This window comes from Sphingomonas adhaesiva (genome assembly GCF_036946125.1).
Taxonomy (GTDB): Bacteria; Pseudomonadota; Alphaproteobacteria; order Sphingomonadales; family Sphingomonadaceae; genus Sphingomonas; species Sphingomonas adhaesiva_A.
The window spans coordinates 1,082,151-1,104,046 of record NZ_JAQIJT010000002.1; the positions used below are offsets into that span (position 1 = coordinate 1,082,151).

Below are 21,896 nucleotides of genomic sequence, written 5' to 3' on the forward strand. Positions count from 1 at the left end.
CGCGCAGGTCATGGAAGCAAGCGACACGGCGGCGTTTATGGATTCCCGCCTTCGCGGGAATGACGAGTAGGGCGTTGCGACGAACACTTGCGGCCGGGGATCAGCCCCGCCACACTCCCCGCATGACCCGCCGCGCGCTCATCCTCCCCCTCGCCCTCCTCGCCGCGTGCGACGATGGCGGCGACACCTATGCCGATGCGAAGCTCGTGAAGGCGGCGCGCGCCGGCATGATGGCGGTACAGGGCGTCCCCGGCGGCAAGACATCCACCTTCACCGCGGTCCGCCTCATCGGCGGGACGACGGTGTGCGGGATGATCGACGGCAACGACGGCGACGGCCCGCGCGCCTTCAGCGCGAAGGGGCAGCAGGTCCTGGTCGAGGACAAGCGCGACCCCGCCACGAAGGCCGCGGGCGAGAAGTCCTGCGTCGGGCAACCCGTGTACGAGATCGTCAGCCGCAACGAACAGTTCACCGATCTGGCGGTGAAGCACTGACCCCCCGACCATCGTCATTGCGAGCGAAGCGAAGCAATCCGGGGCACCGAGCGGACCACTGGATGGCGTCGCCACGCTCGCAATGACGGATGCCGTCTGACCGTAGTCGGCACTCTCACCCCGCCATCGGCAACCGCAGCCGCACCAGCAACCCGCCCAGGTCCTCGCTTTCCTCCAGCGTCACCGTCCCGTCGTAGATCTCCGCCACGTCGCGCACGATCGCGAGACCCAGCCCGGTCCCCGGCTTCCCCGTGTCAAGCCGCACCCCGCGATCGAAGATCCGGATGCGATCCGCCTCCGGGATGCCCATGCCGTCGTCCTCGACCATGATCTCGACGAAACCGGCCTGCGCTCCCACCGTCACGAACACGCTGCCGCCGCCGTATTTGGCGGCGTTCTCGACCAGATTGCCCATGATCTCGTCCAGATCCTGACGCTCGATATGCGCGATCAGGCCCTTGCCGCCGTCCATGTCGATACGGACATGCGGATAGAGCCGCCGCACCGCGCGCTCGACCGACTCCACGCTGGGCCATACCTCCGCGCGGCTGTGCGCCGATCCCCGCCGCCCCACCGCGCGCGCGCGCGCCAGATGGTGGTCGACCTGCCGGCGCATCGTGCGCGCCTCGCGGATCACGGTGTCGGCCAGATCGTCGGACTGCGCGGTGGCGGCATTCATGATGACCGTCAGCGGCGTCTTGAGCGCATGTGCCAGGTTCCCGGCGTGGCGCCGCGCCTCCTCCGCCTGCGTCTCGTTGTGCGCGACCAGCGCGTTCAGCTCCTCGACCAGCGGCAGCACCTCCAGCGGCATGTCGCCGACGATGCGGTTGGCACGACCCGCGCGCATCTTCGCGATCTCCAGCCTTACCTTGCGCAGCGGCCACAGCCCGTAGAACGTCTGCAACGCCGCCAGGATGATGAGCCCCACGCCCAGCAGCACGAAACTGCGCACCAGCGTCCGCCGCAGGATGCCGATCTGCGCGTCCAGCCCCTCGCGGCTCGACGCGACCTGGAACCGCCAGCGCACCGCCGAGCCAGGCAGCTTCACGTCGCGCTCGACGATGCGCAGCTTCTCGTCGCGAAATTGCGTGCTGTCGTAGCTGTGGACGGTGCGATCGTCGTGCGGTGCACCGTACGCCAGCAGCCGGTCCCACAGCGAGCGCGAGGGAAACGCCTCCCGCCCCGGCGCCGACACCTGCCAATACAGCCCCGAATAGGGCTCCAGGAACCGCTGATCCGCGGGTTCCCGGTTGAAGATCACCTCACCCTCCGGCCCGATTTCGGCCGAGACGAGCAATGATCGCAGCACATATTCCAGCTGATCGTCGGCGTTGCGCGTCACCGCCGCCGCCAGCACGCGGTCCAGCGCGAACCCGCCGCCCGCCAGGAGCAGCGAAATCCACAGCGCCGCGATCAGGATCATGCGCCGCGACAGCGACCCGCGCGCGCGCAGCGCGATGGTGTCCGGCGCCGTCATATCTCGATCGGACGTCACGCGATCAGGCGTCCGGGTCGTCCAGGCTGTAGCCGAGCCCACGGATCGTCGTGATGACGTCCTGGCCCAGCTTCTTGCGGATGCGCGTCACGAACACCTCGATCGTGTTCGAATCGCGGTCGAAATCCTGATCGTAGATATGCTCGATCAGCTCCGTCCGGCTCACCACCTTGCCCTTGTGATGCAGCAGGTAGCTGAGCAGCTTGTATTCCTGCGCGGTCAGCTTCACCGGCTCGCCCGCGCGCGTGACCTTGCCCGAGCGCGTGTCGAGGCGAACGTCGCCCGCGGTCAGCTCGGAGGAGGCGTTGCCCGACGCACGCCGGATCAGCGCGCGCAGGCGGGCGATCAGTTCCTCGGTCTGGAACGGCTTGGCGACATAGTCGTCGGCGCCCGCGTCCAGCCCGGCGACCTTGTCGGACCAGCTGTCGCGCGCGGTCAGCACCAGCACCGGGGTCGTCTTCCCCTCCTTGCGCCAGCGGTCGAGGACGGTAAGCCCGTCGATCTCGGGCAGCCCCAGGTCGAGCACGATCGCATCGTAACTCTCGGTAGAGCCCAGGAAATGCCCTTCCTCGCCGTCGGTGGCGAGGTCGATGGCATAGCCCGCTCCCTCCAGCGTCGCCTTCAGCTGCTGGCCGAGGTTCGGCTCGTCCTCCACGATGAGCACGCGCATATCGTCTCCCTGTCCTGTTAGATCTAGCGGCCGGTCCGGCCGATCACCTGCCCCGAGCGGCCGTCGACGTCGACCCAGATCACCTCGCCCTCGCGCAGGAACTTCAGCGTGTAGATGCCGCTCGGCATCTCCAGGTCGAAACCGATATACTGCGCGCCCTTCATCTGCGGCACCACGCGCCGCTCGATCTCCTTGAGCGGCAGGATGCGGCCCTGCCGCGTCGCCTGCAATGCGGCCAGTCCGTCGCGCTCCTGCTCCACGCCCGCCGCCGCCACGGGAGCAGCGGGCGCCACGACGGCACCGGCCCCGGCAAGGACGATAGGGAGGAGGGACATCGGCATTCTCACGATTGCTGGCATAGGCGGGGCGCGTTGAACAGCCTGTGAATGGTCGCGACCCGTCGAATGGCCCCAACAACGTCGCGGCGCCGCCGCGGTTGCCGGATCGGGCCTCACGCCCTAGGTGCGCGCGATGGCTGCACCCCTTCTTGCTTACGAGAATCTCGGCGTCGTTCAGGGCTCCGGCTGGCTGTTCCGGCACCTGAACGTCTATATCGGCGCGCGCGACCGGCTGGCGCTGATCGGGCGCAACGGTGCGGGCAAGTCCACGCTGCTCCGGCTGATCGCGGGCGCGATCGAGGCCGACGAGGGTCGCCGCGCGATCGTGCCCGGCACGAAGGTGGTCATGCTGGAGCAGGACCCCGACGTGTCCCGTTTCGCCACGCTGGAGGATTACGTCCTCGACGGCGCCGGCGCCCCCGCCCGGTACGAGGCGGAGGCGATCGCCGGCCAGCTCGGCATCGACCTGTCGCGCGAGGCGGCGACCGCATCGGGCGGGGAGCGCCGCCGCGCCGCGATCGTCCGCGCGCTGGCGATGGATCCCGACATCCTGCTGCTCGACGAGCCGACCAACCACCTCGACATCGCCGCGATCGAGTGGCTGGAGGATTGGCTCAAGCGCTTCACCGGCGCCTTCGTCGTCATCAGCCACGACCGCACCTTCCTCACGCGCCTGACGAAGCAGACCTTGTGGATGGATCGCGGGCAGCTGCGCCGGGCGGAGGTCGGGTTCGGCGGCTTCGATGCCTGGACCGAGGCGGTCTATGCCGAGGAGGAGCGCAATGCGCAGCGGCTCGACGCGAAGCTGAAGATCGAGGAACATTGGCTCCAGCGCGGCGTGACGGGCCGTCGCCGTCGCAACCAGGGCCGCCTGGCGAAGCTGAAGGACATGCGCGCCGAGCGCGCCGCGATGATGGGGCCGCAGGGCGCCGCCGCGCTCCAGGTCGCGTCCGACGACGTCAAGACGAAGATCGTGATCGACGCCGAGCATGTCACGAAGGCTTACGGCGACCGCACGATCATCCGCGACCTGACCTTGCGCGTCGCGCGCGGCGACCGCATCGGCATCGTCGGGCGCAACGGCGCGGGCAAGTCGACGCTGCTCAAGCTGCTGACCGGGGAAATCGAGCCCGACAGCGGTCAGGTGAAGCGCGCGAAGACGCTCGACGGCATCGTCATCGACCAGCAGCGCAGCCTGATGGCGCCGCACAAGACGGTGCGCGAGGTGCTGGCCGACGGCGGCGAGTGGATCGACGTGCTGGGGGTGCGCAAGCACCTGCACGGCTATCTCAAGGAATTCCTCTTCGACCCCAATCTGGCCGAGGCGAAGGTGGGTACGCTGTCGGGTGGCGAGCGCTCGCGCCTCCTGCTGGCACGCGAGTTCGCGCGCGAGTCCAACCTGCTGGTGCTCGACGAGCCGACCAACGACCTCGACCTGGAAACGCTCGACCTGTTGCAGGAGGTGATCGCGGATTACGGCGGCACCGTCCTGATCGTCAGCCACGACCGCGACTTCCTCGACCGCACGGTGACGGTCACGCTCGGGCTGGACGGCTCGGGCACGGTCGACGTCGTCGCTGGCGGGTACGAGGATTGGGAGGCCAAGCGCACCCGCCGCCACGAACCGCGCAAGTCGGCCGCGTCGAAACCCGCTGCCGCCCCGCCCCCGCCCCCGCCGCCGCCGTCGCGCGCGAAGCTCAGCTACAAGGACCAGCGCGACTTCGACCTGCTGCCCAAACGGATCGAGGCGATCGATGCCGAGGTGGCCGCGGCCGAGACGAAGCTCGCCGACCCCGCGCTCTACATGCGCGACTTCGCCACCTTCGACCGCCTGTCGAAGGAGGTCGCGGCGCTGCGCGAGGAAAAGGACGCGGCAGAGATGCGCTGGCTGGAACTGGCCGAGATGGTCGAGGGGATGGCCTGAATCGCAGGATCCCCGATCCAACCTCCGTTCGGCCTGAGCGAACGGGACGGGAGCTACCTTGTCACCCGCTCCCCCGCGCGCAGCGTCAGTACCTCCACCCCGGTCGCGGTCACCGCGACGGTATGCTCGAACTGCGCCGACAGCTTCCCGTCCGCGGTCTCGACCGTCCAGCCGTCGTCGCGCGTCACCGTGCGCCGCGTCCCCTGGTTCACCATCGGCTCGACCGTGAACACCATGCCCTCGCGCAGCACGACACCCGTGCCCGGCCGCCCGAAGTTGAGCACCTCCGGCTCCTCGTGCATCTCGCGCCCGATGCCGTGACCGCAGAACTCGCGCACCACCGAATAGCCGTTCTTCTTCGCATGCCGCTCGATCGCCGCGCCCACATCACCCAGCCGCGCGCCGGGGCGCACCGCGGCAATGCCCTTCCACATGACGTCCTGTGCCACCTTCACCAGCCGGCGCGTGGCGGGCGGCACCTCGCCGACGATATAGGTCTTGCTGGAATCGGCGATGAAGCCGCCCTTTTCCAGCGTGATATCCAGGTTGACGATGTCGCCGTCGCGGATGATCTCCGCCGCATCCGGCACGCCGTGGCACACGACCTGATTGATCGAACAGTTCAGGACGAAGGGGAAATCATATTGCCCCTTGCTGGCGGGACGCGCGGCCAGATCGTCGGTGATGTACCGCTCGACCAGATCGTTGACCGCCAGCGTCGACATGCCGGACAGCGTGGTGCGGTCCAGCATCTCGAACACGGACGCCAGCAGCCGGCCGGAGACGCGCATCAGCGCCAGTTCGTGAGGGGTCTTGACCATCGCGGCGCTATGCGGCGCAGCGCCTTGTCACACCAGCGCTTTTCCTTCGCGCCCGGCCAGCTCGACGACATATTGCCACGCGACGCGCCCCGACCGGCTGCCGCGGCGCGTCGCCCATTGGATCGCGTCCGCCGCGTCGAAGGGCAGCCCGTAGCGCTCGGCATAGCCGCGCACGATCGCGCAATAGCCGTCCTGATCGACCACGTGAAAGCCCAGGCTGAGCCCGAAGCGATCCGCCAGCGCCATCTGGTCGTCGATGGAATCGCGCGGGTTGATCGCGCTCTCCTGCTCGCGGATGTCGCGGGTGACGAGGTGGCGGCGGTTCGATGTCACGATCAGCCGCACGTTGGCGGGCCGCGCCTCCGCCCCGCCTTCCAGCAGCGAGCGCAGGACACGCGCATCCGCCGCCGCATCGAAGCCCAGGTCGTCGAGGAACACCGCAAAGGCGCGCGGTGCCGGTGCCAGCGCATCGAACAGCCGCGGCAGCGTGTCGAGCCGATCCGCCGCCACCTCCACCAGCGCGATCGCGCCGCCGTCACGCTGGACCTGCGCGACCGCCGCCTTGACCAGCGCCGACTTGCCGGTGCCGCGCGCGCCCCACAACAGCGCGTCCTGCGCGGCATGCCCCGCCGCCAGCCGCCGCATGTTGGCGACCAGCGCGTCCTTCTGCGCCTCCACCCCGTGCAGCATGTCCATCGGCAGCGGACGAAAGTCCCGCGCCGCCACCAGCGCGCCTTCGCGCCAGACATAGGCGGGGTGCGCGGTCGCGTCCGCCTGCGGCGGCGGGGGGGGCGACAGCCGCTCCAGCGCGGCGGCGATACGGTCCATCGGGTCGGTCATCCCCCTTCCGCTACGCGTCCGGCGCGGACGGCTCAACCCGCCGGTGTGATCGCCGCGGCCTTCTCGAGCAGCGTCGCGCCGCGCGCGCCGTCGCCGCTCGCCGACAGCGCCGCGCCCCAGGCGTGGCTCGCCCGCCTGCTCATCGGTTGAAGGCGGTAGGCGGCACGCGCGATCGGCAGCGCCGACGCCGGATCGCCCGCCGCGACATAGGCGTCGGCCAGTCCCGCCAGCAGCAACGCGTCGCGCCCGCCCAGATCGCCGCGCAGCCGCTCCAGCGTATCGATCGCATCGTCGTCGTCCGCCGCGCTCTGCAACCCGGCCAGCGCCCGCCGCGCGACGATATCGCGCGGGTTCTGCGCCAGGTACAGCGCCAGCGTATCGGCCGCCCCCGCGGCATTCCCCGCCAGCACGCGCGCCTCCACCAGTCGCAGCATGACCGGCTGGTCGAAGCGCAGATCGGCGGCGCGCGCGTAGCTCGACGCGGCGGCGCCGGCCCGGCGCTGCGCCATCAGCACGTCGCCCTCCAGCACATGCGCCGCGGGCGCGCCGGGCGACTGTCGGACTAGCGCCTGCGCACCCTCCAGCGCCTCGCCCGTGCGCCCCTGCTCCAGCAGCCCGCGCATCAGCGACACCGCGGCGCGCGGATCGCCCGGCGCCTCCACCACGGCCTGCGCCAGCACGGCGGTGCTGTCGTCCTGTCCGAACGGCGCCGCCATGGCCGCCACGGGATCGGCCGCGCGGTCGAGGAAGCGCGCCGCCCAGTCGCGCTTTCCCTGCGCCTCGAACGCGCGCCCGACCAGCCCCAGCGTGTAGCTGTCGGCATCGGCACGCAGCGCGATCGGACGCAGCACGTCGAGCGCGCCCGCCGCATCCCCCGATCGCAGCAGCGCCGCTCCCAGCAGGCGGCGCGCGGGCACGTTCATCGGCTGCGTCCCGACCAGCGCCCGCCACTTGACGACCGCCTGCTCGTAGCGCCCCGCGACATAATCGACCCCGCCCGACAGCAGCAGCCCGCCCGGCAATCCGTCCAGCGCCCCGCCGGTGCGCTCCAGCAATTGCCCCGATAATGCGATATTGCCCGCACGCGCCGCCATGACCGCCAGCACATATAGCGCCTGCGGGCTGTCGCGCCGTGCCGCCAGCGCGCGCCGCGCCGCCGCCAGCGCGTCCGCGTTGCGCCCCACGTCTCCCAGCGTCGCCGCATATTCGATCAGCGCGGGGTGGAAATACGCGTCCAGCCGCAACGCCGCCTCGAACCACGGCAGCGACGCGATCAGGCCGTAGCGGCTGCGCATCACCTCGCCCGCCAGCACCAGCGCCGCGGGGTAGCGCCGGTCCAGCGCCACCGCGCGCGACACCGCCTGCGTCGCGCCGCCGACATCTCCCAGGGTCAGCTGCACGCGCCCCAGATCGGTCCACGCCGCCGCGTCATCGGGCGTGCGCGCCAGCAGCGCGCGCAGCGTCGCCACCCCCGCCGCCCCGTCGCCCATGTCGGCCAGCGCCATCGCCTTCGCGCGCAGGGCCACCGGCGCCTCCCCGGCCGCCTGCGCGGCGGTCAGCGCCCCCTGGTCATCGCCCTGCGCCAGCGCTGCCGCGGCGCGCCACGGCGCCAGCGCCTCCCGCGTCACGCCCGCGCTGGCCGCCCGATCGATCGCGCCCTGCGCTGCCAGCCCCTCCCCCAGCAGCAGCCAGGTCCGCGCCAGCGCCAGCTGCGCCCCGCCGTCTGCGGGCGCGGCCTGCACAGCCGCCAGGAAGTGGTTGCGCGCCGCGGAGTAATTCCCCCGCGCCACCGCTGCCTGACCCTCGCGCATCGCGACTGTCGGATCGACGCGCGCGGGGCGTCGCATCGCCCACACCGCGACCAGGCCGACGATCGCCACCATCGCCACCGGCCACCAGCGCAACAGCGTCCGTTTCCGCCGCGCCGCCCTGTCACGCATGCAGGTCATAGCCCTTGAGCAGGTCGTACAGGGTCGGCCGGCTCACCCCCAGCAGCCTCGCCGTGCCCGAAATATTGCCGTCCGCGTGCGCCAGCGCGCGCCGGATCGCAGCGCGATCCGCCACTTCGCGCGCGGCGCGCAGGTTGAGCGGCATCGCGCCCGCTGCCGGCTCTGCCAGATCGAGGTCGATCGCGGTGGCGAGCTTCCCCTCCGCCATGATGGCCGCCCGCTTCACGCGATTTTCCAGCTCGCGCACGTTCCCCGGCCAGCTCCAGCCATCGATCGCCGCCAGCGCATCCGCCGAAAACCCCGTGACGCCGCTTCCCGAGGCGCGCGCAAACTTCGCCAGAAAGTGCCGCGCCAGCAGCGCCGCATCGCCGGATCGCGCCGCCAGCGACGGGATTCGCACCACGATCTCCGCCAGCCGATAGTAAAGGTCCTCGCGGAACCGGCCATCGGCGACCATCGCGTCGATATCCTGATGCGTCGCGCAGACGATCCGCGTGTCGACCGCGATGGCCTTGCGCCCGCCGATCCGCTCGACCACGCGTTCCTGCAGGAAGCGCAGCAGCTTTACCTGCAACGGCAGCGGCACGTCGCCGATCTCGTCCAGGAAGAGCGTACCGCCGTCGGCCTGTTCGATCTTGCCCGGCGTGGTCTTCACCGCCCCCGTGAACGCGCCTTTTTCGTGCCCGAACAGCTCGCTTTCCAGCAGCGTCTCGGGGATCGCGGCGCAGTTGATCGCGACGAAGGGCCGGTCGCGGCGCGCCGAGGCGTCGTGCAGCCCGCGCGCCAGCACCTCCTTGCCGGTGCCGCTCGCCCCCAGCAGCATGACCGTGATGTCCGCGCGCGCCAGCCGTTCGATCGTACGCGTCACCTTCAGCATCTCGGGCGCGGCGGTGATGAGCCCGCCCAGCCCCTCGCTCCCCTCGACCCGTGCCGCCAGTCGGCGGTTCTCGGCCTCCAGCGCCTGGACGTGAAAGGCGCGTGCCACGATCAGCCCGAGCTGGTCGATATCGATCGGCTTCTGATAGAAATCCCATGCCCCGCCCGCGATGGCGGCCACCGCGGAGTCCCGCGCGCCGTGGCCGGAGGCGACGATCACCTTCGTATCCGGCTTCAGCGCCACGATCTCGGCCAGCGTCGCCAGCCCCTCGGTCGTGCCGTCGGGATCGGGCGGCAGCCCCAGGTCGAGCGTCACCACCTGCGGCTCGTGGAGGCGTAGCGCCTCGATCGCGGTGGCACGATCGCTCGCCACGACCACCTCATACCCCTCGTACGCCCAGCGCAATTGTCGCTGGAGCCCCAGGTCGTCCTCGACGATCAGCAGCGCCGGCTTCGCCTCACTCATGCCGCCTCCTCCATCTCTTCGGCGCGCGGCAGGACGACGCGGAACGTCGTCCCCACCCCTTCGCGGCTCTCCACCTCCAGCCGGCCCTGCATCGCCTGCACCAGCTGCCGCGCCTCGAAGGCGCCCAGCCCGAAGCCGGTCGGCTTGCTGGAGACGAACGGGCGGAACAGCCCGTCGCGTACGAAGGCCGGCGCCATCCCCGCGCCACGATCCGTGACCGCGATGATCCCCTCGCCGCCCCGCTGCGCCACCGTCAGCGTGACCGCCACGTCGGCCGGGCTCGCCTCCACCGCATTCTGGATCAGGTGCCCCAGGACCGTCTCCAGCGCCGCACGATCGGCCAGCGCCCAGGTCGCGCCGTCGCCCGTCGCCGTTACCGTTACCGGGTGCTGCGCGCGGCGCCCCGTCGCGAGCCGCCGTGCCAGTTCGTCGAGCGATACCGCGCCGCGCTCGCTCCCTGCGCTCCCCGCGGGCCGCTGCGACAGGCGCGCCAGCAGCGTCGTCATGCGCTGCGCGGTGTCCTGCAACGTCGCGATCATGTCGGCACGGAATGCGGGATTGTCGGCGTGCCGCTCCGCATTGCGCGCCACCAGCGCCATCTGGCTGACCAGGTTCTTCATGTCATGCAGGATGAACGCGAAGCGGCGGTTGAACTCCTCGAACCGCTGCGCCTCCGCAAGTGCGCCGTGCGCACCGTCCTCCGCCAGATAGCTCGCCACCTGCCGCCCCGCGACGCCCAGCAGGTCGAAATCCTCCCAGTCGAGCGCACGGGCCAGCGGCGGACGCGCCAGCGCGATCGCCCCCACCAGCCGGTCGACATGGATCAGCGGGATCAGCGCCCATGCCGCCTCCCACTCGCGCAGCCACGCCGGGATCAACCCGGCCTCGGCGTCACCGGAGTCTCCGGCGCGTATGGCATCCAGATCGACGATCCGGCGCGACGTCTGGAGATGATCGACCAGCGCCTCGCTGCCCGCACGGTCCGGCGCCTCGTCGCACCGCCACGCGGCGCGCGCGGCCAGCGCCCCGTCGCGTACCGTCAGCAGCACGCCCGCGGGCGAGGCGGTCATGTCCGCCATCGCCTTGATGACGCGCACCTCCAGCGCCTCGGCCGCTCCGCCGGGCACCCCCAGCGTGTCGGTGAAGCGCAGCCATTCGGTGCGATAATCGTAGCGGTGACGGAACAGATGCTTGGCGACCACCACCTTCGCCCACCCGCGCAGCCAGGGGGTGGAGGCGAGCGTCAGCGTGCTGGCCGCGCTGCCGAAGACGAACGCGGTCTGCACCGTCCGCGCATTCTCGCCCGCCAGGGAGCCGAGATAGCCCATCACGATCCCGCTGACGACGACATACAGCCCGACGCAGACCGCCACGATGGCGCGCAGCGTGATCGTGCGCGAGGCGCGGATCGTCCCCTCGTCCCCGCGGTGCGCGGCGAAGGCGATCAGCGGCGCGACCGCCACCATCACCGCGCCGCGCGCGACCGTCAGCACCGCCGGGCGCGCCTCGATGATCCATGCCAGCAGGTCGATCGTCAGGTCGGTCGTCCACATCAGCGCCAGCGCCGCGACGACCACCTGGCGCCCCGACGCCCCCTCCTCGATCGAGGCGCGCTGCACCAGCACCAGCGCGGATACCGTCCCCAGCATCCGCAGCGTCAGCGCGGTCGACTCGAGCAGCGCGGTCGTATGCGCATCCGGGGCCAGCTCGGCGGCGATCGCCGTGGCCGCGGCGAGCAGGATGCAGCCAGCGGTCGCTGCATAGACGCCCAGCCGCGCCCGCGCCGCCCCACCGTCCGCCGCGCGCGCGACGACCGCCAGCACCGCGAGCCAGGCGAGATCGCGCGCCGCCCCCGCCGCGCGCGTGGCGACGTCATGGCTGCTGATCCCCGCCGTCGACAGCGCCCATGCCGCACTGGCGGCGACCGCGGTCAGCATCAGCCACCGCGGCACCGACAGCGCCTGCGTCCGCGGATAGGTCGCCACCACGCCGCAGAACAGCAGCGCCACCAGCGCGTGGATCCAGATGACCGCGGTCGCGCTCACCATGTCAGCGCGCACCTTCCGGCCACAGGATCACCCGCAGCGTCTGCACCAGGATCAACAGGTCGAGGAAGGGCGAGTAGTTCTTGGCGTAATACAGGTCGTATTCCAGCTTGTGGCGCGCATCCTCGATCGACGCGCCGTAGGGATAGTTGATCTGCGCCCAGCCGGTGATCCCCGGCTTCACCATATGCCGCTCGGCGTAGAAGGGGATCGCGCGCGACAGCTCGGCGACGATCTCGGGTCGCTCGGGCCGCGGGCCGACGAAGCTCATCTCGCCCTTCAACACGCTCCAGCATTGCGGCAGTTCGTCGATCCGCACCTTGCGGATGAGGCGACCGACGCGCGTGATCCGCGGATCGTCCTGCGCCGCCCACACCGGAAATCCCGCCGCCTCCGCGCCGACATGCATCGAGCGCAGCTTCACGATCTCGAACGTCTGCCCGTACAGCCCCACCCGCCGCTGACGGTACAGCGCGGCACCCGACGTCTCGATGCGGATCGCGACGGCGGCGAGCAGGACGAGCGGCAGCGACATCGCCAGCAACAGCAGGCTGACGACGATGTCGAACGCGCGCTTGGCCGCGGCGGACAGCAAACGCCCCGACGAGAAGCCATCGGAAAAGATCAGCCAGGACGGATGGACGCTCTGCAGGTCGACCCGCCCCGTCTCGCGCTCCAGGAAGGTGGAGATCTCGCAGACCACCACCCCGGTGGTCTTCACCCGCAGCAGGTCGCCGAGCGGCAGCGCGTTGCGGCGCTCCTCGATCGCCAGCACCACCTCGGACGCGCGCAGCGCGAGCACGTGGTCGGCCAGATTGGCGATCGCGTCGCGCGGCCGTGCCTCGCCGACGATCACCTCCGGCGTCTCCATCGCGACATAGCCCGCGACCGAGAAGTTCGCCCCCGGCCGCGCCGCCAGTTCCCTGATCCGCGCCGCGCGCGGCCCCGCCCCCAGCACGACGACACGCCGGCGCAGCGCCTCGCCCCCGATGACGCTGCCCGCCGCCAGCCGGATCGCGATCAGCGCCGATATCGACACGACCATCGCGTAGAACAGGTTGGATCGCCAGAAGGTGATCGCGGGCAGCAGGAAGAAGATCACCGACAGGAAGATGATGCCCAGCGACACCGCGACCAGCAGGCGCGAGGTCGCGAACCGCACCGATCGCAGTGCCCCGGGGCCATAGGCGCCCACCGCCACCATCGCGACCTGCAACGGGATCGCGAAGGACAGCAGCTGCGGGATGCGGGTGTGCAGGCTCTCCGGGTCCATGCCGATCTGCCATGCGCGGACCTGCCATCCCGCCTCCGCCGCCATCAGCAGCAGCGCGAAGTCCAGCACGCCCAGCAGGAGCACCGCGTTCGGCACGTAATGCTTGAAAAGGCGAACCATCCGGAAACGGGATCCTGCGGGCGACGAGGGGCACCTCCGCTATCGCCGGAAATGGCAAATAAAGGTTGAAGAGCGGGGAGCATGTCGCGCTCCGATCCGTTATGGCGGTCGCGATCGAGGCAGGTCGTCAGGGGGAAAATCATTGTCGAACATCGTGCCGGTGATCCTCTCGGGTGGATCGGGTACCCGTCTGTGGCCGATGTCGCGGCCGGAACGTCCCAAGCAGTTCCTCTCGCTGACCGCCGAGGAAACCATGCTTCAACTGACCGCGGGGCGCGCCAGGGGTGAGGGCTTCGCAGAGCCGATCGTCGTCGCCAACGCCGCTCACGCCGACGAGCTGGAGGAGCAGCTGACCAGCGCCGGGATGCCGGCGCAGGCGCTGATCCTGGAGCCCATGGGGCGCAACACCGCCCCCGCCATCGCGCTGGCGGCGCTCACCGCGCCCGCCGACAGCGCGCTGCTGGTCATGCCGTCCGATCATGTCATCAACGACGTCGACGCCTTCCACGCCGCGATCCGCGCCGCGCATCCGATGGTCGACGACGGCTGGCTCGTCACCTTCGGCATCACGCCCGACGCGCCGGAAACCGGATACGGCTATATCCGGGTCGGCGACGCCATCGCGCCGGGCGTCCACCGCGCCGCCCGGTTCGTCGAGAAGCCGAAGCGCGACGTCGCGCAGGAAATGGTCGCGTCGGGCGATTATGCCTGGAACGGCGGCATCTTCCTCTTCCGCGCCGATGCCTTCGTCGAGGCGCTGCGCACCTTCTGCCCCGAGATGCTGGACGCCGTCACCCGCTCGCTAGACGCCGCCCGGCGCGAGGGCGTCCGCATCTTCCCCGACAAGGACGCCTTCGCGGCGTCGCCCTCCGATTCGATCGACTATGCCGTCATGGAAAAGGCCGACCGCGTCGCCGTGGTGCCGGTATCGATGGGGTGGAGCGACGTCGGCAGCTGGGACGCGCTGCACGCGATCAGCGAACGCGACGAGGGGGGCAACGTGCACGGCGGCGAGGTGGTGATGCTCGACAGCCGCAATTGCCTGGCGCGTAGCGACGGGGTCAAGATCGCGATGGTCGGCGTCGAAGACCTGATCGTCGTCGCCAGCGGCAACGACGTCCTCATCGTCCCCCGCGGCCGCAGTCAGGACGTCAAGCTGCTGCTCGATGCGATGAAAAACGGCTGAGGCCGCTGAGGCGCCTCAGCCGCTCAACAGCCACGCCCAGCATGCCGCCAGTCCGGCGCAGCCCAGCAGCAGCTGCGGCGGGCGCAGCCGCGCGAAATGCGTCGGCGCATTGCCGGCGAGCGCGGCGCGTCGGTCGAGCAGCGCCGCCAGGGCGTAGCCCGCCGCCAGCAGCGCCACCGCGATCGCCGCCCGGCTGACGACCAGCGACAGGCCGGCGATCGTCACATAGGCCACCGCCGCGGCGATCTCGACCGGGGTGGAGGCGCCCGGCGTCGCAAAGCCGAACCCGCGCCTCACGCCGCCGATGAACGACAGGATCAGCGCGGCCCAGACGATCGCCAGCTGGACGACGATGACCGGCCAGCCGCCCGGCAGCACCCAGACCCCGATGCCCGCCGCCACCAGCGGAAGCATCGGGCCATAGCCGAAGATGACACTGTCGGTCGAAATGCGCGCGGATCGATCCATGCGCGCGCAACGCGCGACCCGCGCGTTCAGTCGCGTGCGAAGATCTCGTCGTGCGGAATGGTCAGGTCGAGCGACGGAAGATGCAGGTCGCTGCCCTCCGGCAACCATCCGTCGTGCCACACGCCATCGGGGGTCCGATGGACCCGGCGAACGCGCTCGGCATCGGGATCGACCAGGACGATCTCGGTCGTACCGGCCAGCGCCTTGTATTCCTCCAGCTTGACCCGCTGATCCTTCATGGCGGTGGAGGGGGAGAGCACCTCGAAGACCACCCGGGGATCGCCGAGCAGCTTCTTCCTGGCGTTCTCGGGGGCCGATGGATTGCCGCAATAAATGCTCACGTCGGGGATCCGGGCAGTGAAGTCGGCGGTCTGCAAGGCAAAGTCTGAATTATATGGCCGACATCCGGTGCCGCGAAGCCGGACCCGCAAAAACGCGAAGATGTTGCCTGAGATACGCGCGTGCTGCTCGCTGCCACCGGCCATCATATAGATGACCCCGTCTTCGAGCTCCGTTCTCGCGTCGCCGAAATCCATGTCGAGGAACTCCTCGACACTGATGCGCTCGTAGGCTGGATCGAGGGCGTGCGTGGCCATGACCTCAGTCTAGAGGTTTTTCATATGCAAACAAAGGGCCGACGGATCGCTCCGCCGGCCCTTGTTTATGTGGCTCATAGCAGCGAAGCCGCCGCTGGACGTCAGACCGGACAGGCATCGCCTGCCGGCTACCCAAGCCGGTGCGAGTCCTGCGCCAGCCCGGCTGGCGCAGGCCGCATCCGGCTTAGAAGTCCATCCCGCCCATGCCGCCGCCGGGCATCGCCGGCATCGCGGGCTTGTCCTCGGGCAGCTCGGCCACGGTCGCTTCCGTGGTGATGAGCAGGCCCGCGACCGACGCCGCGTTCTGCAGCGCGGTGCGCACGACCTTGGTCGGGTCGATCACGCCGGCGCTCACCAGGTTCTCGTACGTGTCGGTCGACGCGTTGAAGCCGAACGAGGTGTCCGACTGGTCGAGCAGCTTGCCCGACACCACCGCGCCGTCATGACCGGCGTTCGACGCGATCTGGCGCACCAGCGCGGTCAGCGACTTGCGGACGATGTCGATGCCGCGCGTCTGGTCGTCATTCTCGCCGTCGACGCCGTCGAGCGACTTGGTCGCGTACAGCAGCGCGGTACCGCCGCCCGGGACGATGCCTTCCTCGACCGCGGCGCGGGTCGCGTGCAGCGCGTCGTCGACGCGGTCCTTGCGCTCCTTCACCTCGACCTCGGTCGCACCGCCGACCTTGATGACCGCGACGCCGCCGGCCAGCTTCGCCAGACGCTCCTGGAGCTTCTCGCGGTCGTAGTCCGAGGTCGTGACCTCGATCTGCTGACGGATCGCCTCGGTGCGGCCCTTGATCGACTCGGCATCGCCCGCACCGTCGACGATGGTGGTGTTGTCCTTGTCGATGGTCACGCGCTTGGCGGTGCCCAGCATGCCCAGCGTCACGGTCTCGAGCTTGATGCCCAGATCCTCGCTGACGACCTCGCCCTTGGTCAGGATCGCGATGTCTTCCAGCATCGCCTTGCGACGATCGCCGAAGCCCGGCGCCTTGACCGCCGCGACCTTCAGGCCGCCGCGCAGCTTGTTGACCACCAGCGTGGCGAGCGCCTCGCCCTCGATGTCCTCGGCGATGATGAGCAGCGGACGCCCCGACTGCACGACCGCTTCCAGGATCGGAAGCATCGACTGCAGGTTCGACAGCTTCTTCTCGTGGATCAGGATGTACGGGTCGTTCAGCTCGACCTGCATCTTCTCCGGGTTGGTGATGAAGTACGGCGACAGATAGCCGCGGTCGAACTGCATGCCCTCGACGACGTCCAGCTCGAACTCGAGGCCCTTGGCCTCCTCGACGGTGATGACGCCTTCCTTGCCGACCTTCTCCATCGCCTCCGCGATCTTCTCGCCGACCTCACGGTCGCCGTTGGCGGAGATGATGCCGACCTGTGCGACTTCCTGCGAGCCCGAGACGGGCTTCGAGCGCGCCTTGATGTCCTCGACGACCTTGCCGACCGCCAGGTCGATGCCGCGCTTCAGGTCCATCGGGTTCATGCCCGCCGCGACCGAGCGCATGCCCTCGCGGACGATCGCCTGCGCCAGAACGGTCGCGGTGGTCGTGCCGTCGCCGGCGACGTCGTTGGTCTTCGAGGCCACCTCGCGCACCATCTGCGCGCCCATGTTCTCGAACTTGTCCTTCAGCTCGATCTCCTTGGCGACCGACACACCGTCCTTGGTGATGCGGGGCGCGCCGAAGCTCTTGTCGATCACGACGTTGCGGCCCTTCGGCCCCAGCGTGACCTTGACCGCATCGGCGAGGATGTCGACGCCGCGCAGGATGCGCTCACGCGCGTCGCGGCCGAATTTTACGTCCTTGGCTGCCATGTGGCTACCCTTTCAGCATACTATTGGTTCGAAAGTTTACGAAGTTGACGGCACCTAAAGGCGGGTCATCCCGCCATACCGGCCGTTCGAACGTCTCAGGCGATGATGCCGAGGATGTCCGATTCCTTCATGATGAGCAGGTCTTCGCCGTTCACCTTCACTTCGGTGCCCGACCACTTGCCGAACAGGATGCGATCGCCGGTCTTCACGTCCAGCGGCGACACTTCGCCCTTTTCGTTCTTGGCGCCGGCACCGGCGGCGACGACCTCGCCCTCCTGCGGCTTCTCCTTGGCGGTGTCGGGGATGATGATCCCGCCGGCCGTCTTCTCTTCCGCTTCTACGCGGCGGACGAGAACACGGTCGTGCAACGGACGAAAGTTCATTGCTGTTACCTCATGCAAAAAGGCGTGTGACACTTTTTTGGCACTCCCCCGCGGAGAGTGCCAGCGGGGCGCATATGTGGACACCGACACGGCCGGTCAACGGCGCCGGGAAAATTTTCCGGAACTTTTTCGTCAGGGCGTGTGCGGGACGAGGCCGAGCCGTTCGCGCCGCGACCAGCGCCACAGCAGCAGGACCGAGACCACCAGCAGTCCCGCCGCCAGTCCGATCCAGATGCCCAGCCCCTCCATCCGGAAGTGGAAGCCGAGCAGCACCGCCACGCCGAAACCGACGATCCAGTAACCCGCGCCGGCGATCACCATCGGAACGCGTGTGTCCTGCAATCCGCGCAACGCGCCCGCCGCGACCACCTGCACCCCGTCGAACAGCTGGAACATTGCCGCGATCGCGAGATATTGTACCGCCAGCGTGACCAGCCGCGCATTCTCCGCGGCATCGGCATCGACATAGGCGGAGACGAACAGCCGCGGCGCGATCCACAGCGCCAGCGCCGCCAGCGACATGAACGCCACGCACACCGCCACCGCGGTCCATCCCGCGCGTGCCACCCACGCCCCGTCGCGCGCGCCATAGGCCATGCCGACGCGGATCGTCGCCGCCTGCGCCAGACCGAACGGCACCTGGAACGTCACCGCCGCGATCTGGAGAGCGATCGCATGCGCCGCGACCTCGATCACGCCGATCAGCCCCATCAGGAACCCCGCGGAACTGAACAGCGCGCCCTCGAACGTCAGCGTCAGCGCGATCGGAACGCCCAGCACCACGATCTGACGCAACCGGGCCCATTCCGGCCGCCACCATTTGCCGAACAGGCGATAGCGACGCAGCCTGGGATCCAGCAGCAGGATCAGCCCATAGGCGCCCAGCATCGCCACGGTCGTGACGACGCTCGCCACCGCCGACCCTTCCAGCCCCAGGGCGGGAAAGCCGCCATGGCCGAAGACGAGCAGCCAGTTGCCCAGGATATTGACCCCCAGTGCCATCGCGGTCACCGCCGTCGCCCAGCCCGGCCGCCCCAGCGCCGCGGCGGTCACGCGCATCACCGATGCCGCCACCGCCGGGATCATCGCCAGCAGCAGGATCGACAGGAACGCGCCGGTGCGCGCCGCGACCGCCGGATCCTGCCCGGCCATCAGCAGCACGCGCTCTCCGTGCGCCAGCACCAGCACGAACGGGATGCTGGCGGCCACCGACAGCCACAGCGCCATGCGGAACGACCGCCGCACCTCGCGCACCGCGTGCCGGCGCCGCCCCAGCTCGGCGGCGATCACGGGTGCGGCCGCGCCGACCAGACCGATCAGCGCCCACATCATTACCGAATAGAGATAGACCCCCAGCGTCGCCGCCGCGAGCTCGCGCGCGCCCAGCCGCGCCACGAAGATGACGTCGACGGCATAGACACCCATCTGGAGCAGGTTCGCCCCGATCAGCGGCCCGGCGAGCCGCAGCAGCCCGCGCAGCTCGCCCCCGCCGTCACGCGGCGGCGCTTCGGTGAGCGGAGTGGGCAGAACGGCATCCATGATGGCCGCCGCGATAGTCGGGAATGCGACGGAAGGCCACCTCCGGGCGTATTGCTCGATTGACACACGCCGGGCTAGAGCGGCACGGCCCCTGATCGAGGATCGACGAGACGATGAAGCTGGTACGCGCGGCATGGAAGCTGCTGGTCGGGATCAAGGATGCGCTGGTGCTCGCCGCCATGCTGCTGTTCTTCGGCGCGCTGTTCGCCGCGCTGAACAGCCGCGCGCGCCCGGGCACGATCCGCGACGGCGCGCTGGTGCTCGATCTCGACGGCCCCATCGTCGAGCAGCCGCAGGAGGTCGCGCCGCTCGCGCTCATCAGCGGGCAGCAGATCGGCAACCAGTATCGCCTGCGCGACGTGCTGCGCGCGATCGACGCGGCGCGCACCGATGCGCGGGTGAAGGCGGTCGTGCTCGACCTCGACCGCTTCGGCGGCGCCTATCCCGCCGCGCTGGGCGAGGTGCAGGACGCGCTGGTCCGGGTGCGCGCCAGCGGCAAGCCGGTGCTGGCCTATGCCACCGCCTATACCGATGGCGGCTATCGGCTGGCGTCGGCGGCGAGCGAGGTGTGGATGGACCCGATGGGCGGCATCCTCTTCACCGGGCCGGGCGGCAGCCAGCTGTTCTACAAGGGGCTGATCGACAGGCTGGGCGTCAACGCGCACGTCTATCGCGTCGGCCGCTTCAAATCGGCGGTCGAGCCCTATCTGCGCACCGACCAGAGTCCGGATTCGCGCGCGGCCAACGAGGTGCTGTACGCCGGGCTGCTCGACCAATGGCGCGACAGCATCGCGCGCGCGCGTCCCAGGGCGCAGGTGCAGCCGCTGCTGACCCGCCCCGACCTGGTGGTGCAGTCGACCGCGGGCGACGTGGCGCAGGCCAATCTGCGCGCCGGCCTGGTCGACAGGCTGGGCGACCGCGTCGCCTTCGGCAAGCGCGTGCGCCAGATCGCGGGCTTCGATCGCTCCAAGCCGGTCGGCACGTTCAACAGCATTGCCTATCAGGCCTATGTCGATGCCGCGCCATTGCCGTCGAAGGGCAGGATCGGCGTCCTGACCGTCGCGGGCGACATCGTCGAGGGCGAGGCGGGCCCCGGCCGCGCCGGCGGCGATACCGTGTCGAAGCTGCTCTACGCCGGGCTGGCGGATCAGGATCTGAAGGCGCTGGTCGTCCGCGTCGATTCGCCCGGGGGCTCGGTCCCGGCGTCGGAGAAGATCCGCCAGGCGGTGCTGGCGGCGAAGCGGCGCGGCCTGCCGGTCGTCATCTCCATGGGCGGAATGGCCGCATCGGGCGGCTATTGGGTGTCGACCGCGGGCGATACCATCTTCGCGGAGCCGGGCACGATCACGGGATCGATCGGTATCTTCGCGGTGCTGCCCACGTTCGAGGGGACGCTGGCGAAGATCGGGCTGTCGACCGACGGCGTGAAGACCACCCCGCTGTCGGGCCAGCCCGATGTGCTGGGCGGCACCAACCCCGTGCTCGACGCCGTCCTGCAATCCAGCATCGAGCACGGCTACCGCCAGTTCATCGCCCGCGTGTCGCAGGCACGCAAGCTGCCGCCCGCCCGCGTGGACGAGATCGGTCAGGGGCGCGTCTGGCTGGGCGGCACCGCGCACCAGCTGCGGCTGGTCGACCGTTTCGGCGGGCTGGACGCCGCGATCGCCGAGGCGGCGCGGCGCGCGAGGCTGCCCGCGGATGCGGATGTCGTCTGGCTCGAGAAGAAGCCCGGTTTCGCCGCCGAACTGGCCAGGCGCATGGCCTCCGGCGACCGCGACGACGCCAATGCGCCCAGCGACGCGATCGCGCGGCTCGCCTGGATGCGGCAGCAGGCGATGGCGACCGCGCTGGGCGACGTGCGACGCCTGCTCACCGGCGCGTCGGGCGCGCGGGCGGAGTGTCTGGAGTGCGCCGGGCTCGGCCCGATACGCGCCAGCGCGGAGGATCGCACGCTGCTGCAATTGGTGCTGGCGAAGGTCGGGCTATGATGTAAGTCGGTCGGCGATGCCTACGGGACCGATCACCATCCGCCCCGCGACGCCGGCCGATGCCGCCGCGATCGCCGCCATCTATGCCCCCTATGTCCTGTCGGGCACCGTCTCGTTCGAGACCGAGGCCCCCGACACGCGCCAGATCCGCGCGCGCATGGGCGCATCCGACGGGCTGTATCCGTGGATGGTGGCGACGTCCGGTGACGATGGCGACGGCGCCGGCGTGCTCGCCTACGCCTATGCCACGCGCTTCCGCGACCGTCCGGCCTATCGCTACGTCGTCGAAACCTCGATCTACGTCGCCGCCGATACCCACGGCAACGGCGTCGGCCGGCTGTTGTACGAGGCGCTGGTCGACACGCTGCGCGCGCAGGGTTTCACGCAGGCGATCGGCGTCATCGCGCTGCCCAACGACCGCTCGATCACGCTGCACGAGGCGGTCGGCTTCCGCCGCGCCGGCGTCTATCGCGAGGTCGGCTACAAGCAGGGCCGCTGGATCGATGTCGGCTTCTGGCAGTGCGAGCTGAACCCCTCCTCCACCCCGCCCGTCGAGCCGCGCCCGTTCAGCGAAACGGGAGTGGTGAGGGACTGAATCCTCCC

At 70.0% G+C, this 21,896-nt stretch carries 19 protein-coding genes; 5 read left to right on the forward strand and 14 right to left on the reverse strand.

Going from position 1 to position 21,896, the window contains the following annotated elements; all coding sequences use genetic code 11:
• Window positions 1-122: 122 nt before the first annotated feature.
• Window positions 123-494 (forward strand): hypothetical protein, encoded by a 372-nt coding sequence (locus PGN23_RS11355; protein WP_335302984.1) that lies wholly within the window; start codon window positions 123-125, stop codon window positions 492-494.
• A gap of 115 nt (window positions 495-609) precedes the next feature.
• On the opposite strand, the gene PGN23_RS11360 is transcribed toward PGN23_RS11355, so the two are convergent.
• The 3 genes from PGN23_RS11360 to PGN23_RS11370 all read right to left on the reverse strand — a co-directional run bounded on the left by PGN23_RS11360 (window position 610) and on the right by PGN23_RS11370 (window position 2,994).
• Window positions 610-1,917: a sensor histidine kinase gene (locus PGN23_RS11360; RefSeq protein ID WP_335305508.1), complete on the reverse strand. Its 1,308-nt coding sequence runs from the start codon at window positions 1,915-1,917 to the stop codon at window positions 610-612.
• Between the two features lie 76 nt (window positions 1,918-1,993).
• A complete protein-coding gene (locus PGN23_RS11365; protein WP_335299518.1) occupies window positions 1,994-2,659 on the reverse strand; it encodes a response regulator transcription factor in 666 nt (221 codons plus the stop codon).
• Between the two features lie 23 nt (window positions 2,660-2,682).
• Complete coding sequence (locus PGN23_RS11370) at window positions 2,683-2,994, reverse strand: hypothetical protein (RefSeq protein WP_335302988.1); 312 nt, start codon at window positions 2,992-2,994, stop codon at window positions 2,683-2,685.
• A 136-nt stretch (window positions 2,995-3,130) separates the two neighbouring features.
• Between PGN23_RS11370 and PGN23_RS11375 the strand changes: the two genes are divergently transcribed.
• Window positions 3,131-4,921 carry an ABC-F family ATP-binding cassette domain-containing protein gene (locus PGN23_RS11375; RefSeq protein ID WP_335302990.1) on the forward strand — a complete coding sequence of 597 codons (1,791 nt, stop codon included), beginning with the start codon at window positions 3,131-3,133 and terminating at the stop codon, window positions 4,919-4,921.
• A 53-nt stretch (window positions 4,922-4,974) separates the two neighbouring features.
• On the opposite strand, the gene map is transcribed toward PGN23_RS11375, so the two are convergent.
• Genes map through PGN23_RS11405 form a run of 6 tightly spaced genes read right to left on the reverse strand, consistent with a single transcriptional unit; the run spans window position 4,975 to window position 13,311 of the window.
• Window positions 4,975-5,742 (reverse strand): type I methionyl aminopeptidase, encoded by a 768-nt coding sequence (gene map / locus PGN23_RS11380; RefSeq protein ID WP_335302992.1) that lies wholly within the window; start codon window positions 5,740-5,742, stop codon window positions 4,975-4,977.
• 27 nt (window positions 5,743-5,769) lie between these two features.
• Entirely contained in the window at window positions 5,770-6,582 is an 813-nt protein-coding gene (locus PGN23_RS11385) for an ATP-binding protein (RefSeq protein WP_335302993.1), read from the reverse strand.
• Between the two features lie 32 nt (window positions 6,583-6,614).
• Window positions 6,615-8,522, reverse strand: coding sequence for a tetratricopeptide repeat protein (locus tag PGN23_RS11390; RefSeq protein ID WP_335302994.1), 1,908 nt, complete (start codon window positions 8,520-8,522; stop codon window positions 6,615-6,617).
• Window positions 8,515-9,873 (reverse strand): PEP-CTERM-box response regulator transcription factor, encoded by a 1,359-nt coding sequence (gene prsR / locus PGN23_RS11395; protein ID WP_335302996.1) that lies wholly within the window; start codon window positions 9,871-9,873, stop codon window positions 8,515-8,517. Before prsR ends, PGN23_RS11390 begins: the two co-directional genes overlap by 8 nt.
• The gene (gene prsK, locus PGN23_RS11400) at window positions 9,870-11,921 is read right to left on the reverse strand and encodes an XrtA/PEP-CTERM system histidine kinase PrsK (protein WP_335302997.1); all 2,052 of its coding nucleotides are present in this window, start codon (window positions 11,919-11,921) and stop codon (window positions 9,870-9,872) included. The genes prsR and prsK overlap by 4 nt, the downstream gene beginning before the upstream one ends.
• Window position 11,922: 1 nt before the next feature.
• Window positions 11,923-13,311 (reverse strand): TIGR03013 family XrtA/PEP-CTERM system glycosyltransferase, encoded by a 1,389-nt coding sequence (locus tag PGN23_RS11405; RefSeq protein ID WP_335302998.1) that lies wholly within the window; start codon window positions 13,309-13,311, stop codon window positions 11,923-11,925.
• A gap of 142 nt (window positions 13,312-13,453) precedes the next feature.
• Here PGN23_RS11405 and PGN23_RS11410 point away from each other — a divergent pair, with 142 nt between their 5' ends.
• Window positions 13,454-14,497 carry a mannose-1-phosphate guanylyltransferase/mannose-6-phosphate isomerase gene (locus PGN23_RS11410; protein WP_335302999.1) on the forward strand — a complete coding sequence of 348 codons (1,044 nt, stop codon included), beginning with the start codon at window positions 13,454-13,456 and terminating at the stop codon, window positions 14,495-14,497.
• A gap of 15 nt (window positions 14,498-14,512) precedes the next feature.
• Here PGN23_RS11410 and PGN23_RS11415 read toward each other — a convergent pair whose 3' ends face one another.
• The 5 genes from PGN23_RS11415 to PGN23_RS11435 form a co-directional block, all read right to left on the reverse strand.
• On the reverse strand, window positions 14,513-14,965 hold the full coding sequence (locus PGN23_RS11415; protein ID WP_335303000.1) for a DUF3429 domain-containing protein: 453 nt from the start codon (window positions 14,963-14,965) through the stop codon (window positions 14,513-14,515).
• A gap of 26 nt (window positions 14,966-14,991) precedes the next feature.
• Complete coding sequence (locus PGN23_RS11420; RefSeq protein WP_335303002.1) at window positions 14,992-15,561, reverse strand: Uma2 family endonuclease; 570 nt, start codon at window positions 15,559-15,561, stop codon at window positions 14,992-14,994.
• A 184-nt stretch (window positions 15,562-15,745) separates the two neighbouring features.
• Window positions 15,746-17,383 carry a chaperonin GroEL gene (groL, locus tag PGN23_RS11425; RefSeq protein WP_335303003.1) on the reverse strand — a complete coding sequence of 546 codons (1,638 nt, stop codon included), beginning with the start codon at window positions 17,381-17,383 and terminating at the stop codon, window positions 15,746-15,748.
• A gap of 95 nt (window positions 17,384-17,478) precedes the next feature.
• Window positions 17,479-17,766, reverse strand: a complete 288-nt coding sequence (groES, locus tag PGN23_RS11430; RefSeq protein ID WP_335303004.1) for a co-chaperone GroES — start codon at window positions 17,764-17,766, stop codon at window positions 17,479-17,481.
• A gap of 132 nt (window positions 17,767-17,898) precedes the next feature.
• Window positions 17,899-19,305: an MATE family efflux transporter gene (locus PGN23_RS11435; RefSeq protein WP_335303005.1), complete on the reverse strand. Its 1,407-nt coding sequence runs from the start codon at window positions 19,303-19,305 to the stop codon at window positions 17,899-17,901.
• Window positions 19,306-19,418: 113 nt separating this feature from the next.
• On the opposite strand from PGN23_RS11435, the gene sppA reads away from it, so the two are divergent.
• The gene (gene sppA, locus PGN23_RS11440) at window positions 19,419-21,293 is read left to right on the forward strand and encodes a signal peptide peptidase SppA (RefSeq protein WP_335303007.1); all 1,875 of its coding nucleotides are present in this window, start codon (window positions 19,419-19,421) and stop codon (window positions 21,291-21,293) included.
• A gap of 16 nt (window positions 21,294-21,309) precedes the next feature.
• Window positions 21,310-21,888 carry a GNAT family N-acetyltransferase gene (locus PGN23_RS11445; protein WP_335303008.1) on the forward strand — a complete coding sequence of 193 codons (579 nt, stop codon included), beginning with the start codon at window positions 21,310-21,312 and terminating at the stop codon, window positions 21,886-21,888.
• Window positions 21,889-21,896 lie beyond the last annotated feature (8 nt).

Coding starts and splice junctions, on each gene's coding strand:
- PGN23_RS11360 (WP_335305508.1), bottom strand. CDS start 1,917: ATGATCCTGATCGCGGCGCTGTGGATTTCGCTGCTCCTGGCGGGCGGC.
- PGN23_RS11375 (WP_335302990.1), top strand. CDS start 3,131: ATGGCTGCACCCCTTCTTGCTTACGAGAATCTCGGCGTCGTTCAGGGC.
- PGN23_RS11365 (WP_335299518.1), bottom strand. CDS start 2,659: ATGCGCGTGCTCATCGTGGAGGACGAGCCGAACCTCGGCCAGCAGCTG.
- prsK (WP_335302997.1), bottom strand. CDS start 11,921: ATGGTGAGCGCGACCGCGGTCATCTGGATCCACGCGCTGGTGGCGCTG.
- PGN23_RS11415 (WP_335303000.1), bottom strand. CDS start 14,965: ATGGATCGATCCGCGCGCATTTCGACCGACAGTGTCATCTTCGGCTAT.
- PGN23_RS11435 (WP_335303005.1), bottom strand. CDS start 19,305: ATGGATGCCGTTCTGCCCACTCCGCTCACCGAAGCGCCGCCGCGTGAC.
- groL (WP_335303003.1), bottom strand. CDS start 17,383: ATGGCAGCCAAGGACGTAAAATTCGGCCGCGACGCGCGTGAGCGCATC.
- PGN23_RS11385 (WP_335302993.1), bottom strand. CDS start 6,582: ATGACCGACCCGATGGACCGTATCGCCGCCGCGCTGGAGCGGCTGTCG.
- prsR (WP_335302996.1), bottom strand. CDS start 9,873: ATGAGTGAGGCGAAGCCGGCGCTGCTGATCGTCGAGGACGACCTGGGG.
- PGN23_RS11390 (WP_335302994.1), bottom strand. CDS start 8,522: ATGCGTGACAGGGCGGCGCGGCGGAAACGGACGCTGTTGCGCTGGTGG.
- PGN23_RS11355 (WP_335302984.1), top strand. CDS start 123: ATGACCCGCCGCGCGCTCATCCTCCCCCTCGCCCTCCTCGCCGCGTGC.
- PGN23_RS11420 (WP_335303002.1), bottom strand. CDS start 15,561: ATGGCCACGCACGCCCTCGATCCAGCCTACGAGCGCATCAGTGTCGAG.
- PGN23_RS11445 (WP_335303008.1), top strand. CDS start 21,310: ATGCCTACGGGACCGATCACCATCCGCCCCGCGACGCCGGCCGATGCC.
- sppA (WP_335303007.1), top strand. CDS start 19,419: ATGAAGCTGGTACGCGCGGCATGGAAGCTGCTGGTCGGGATCAAGGAT.
- groES (WP_335303004.1), bottom strand. CDS start 17,766: ATGAACTTTCGTCCGTTGCACGACCGTGTTCTCGTCCGCCGCGTAGAA.
- PGN23_RS11405 (WP_335302998.1), bottom strand. CDS start 13,311: ATGGTTCGCCTTTTCAAGCATTACGTGCCGAACGCGGTGCTCCTGCTG.
- map (WP_335302992.1), bottom strand. CDS start 5,742: ATGGTCAAGACCCCTCACGAACTGGCGCTGATGCGCGTCTCCGGCCGG.
- PGN23_RS11370 (WP_335302988.1), bottom strand. CDS start 2,994: ATGTCCCTCCTCCCTATCGTCCTTGCCGGGGCCGGTGCCGTCGTGGCG.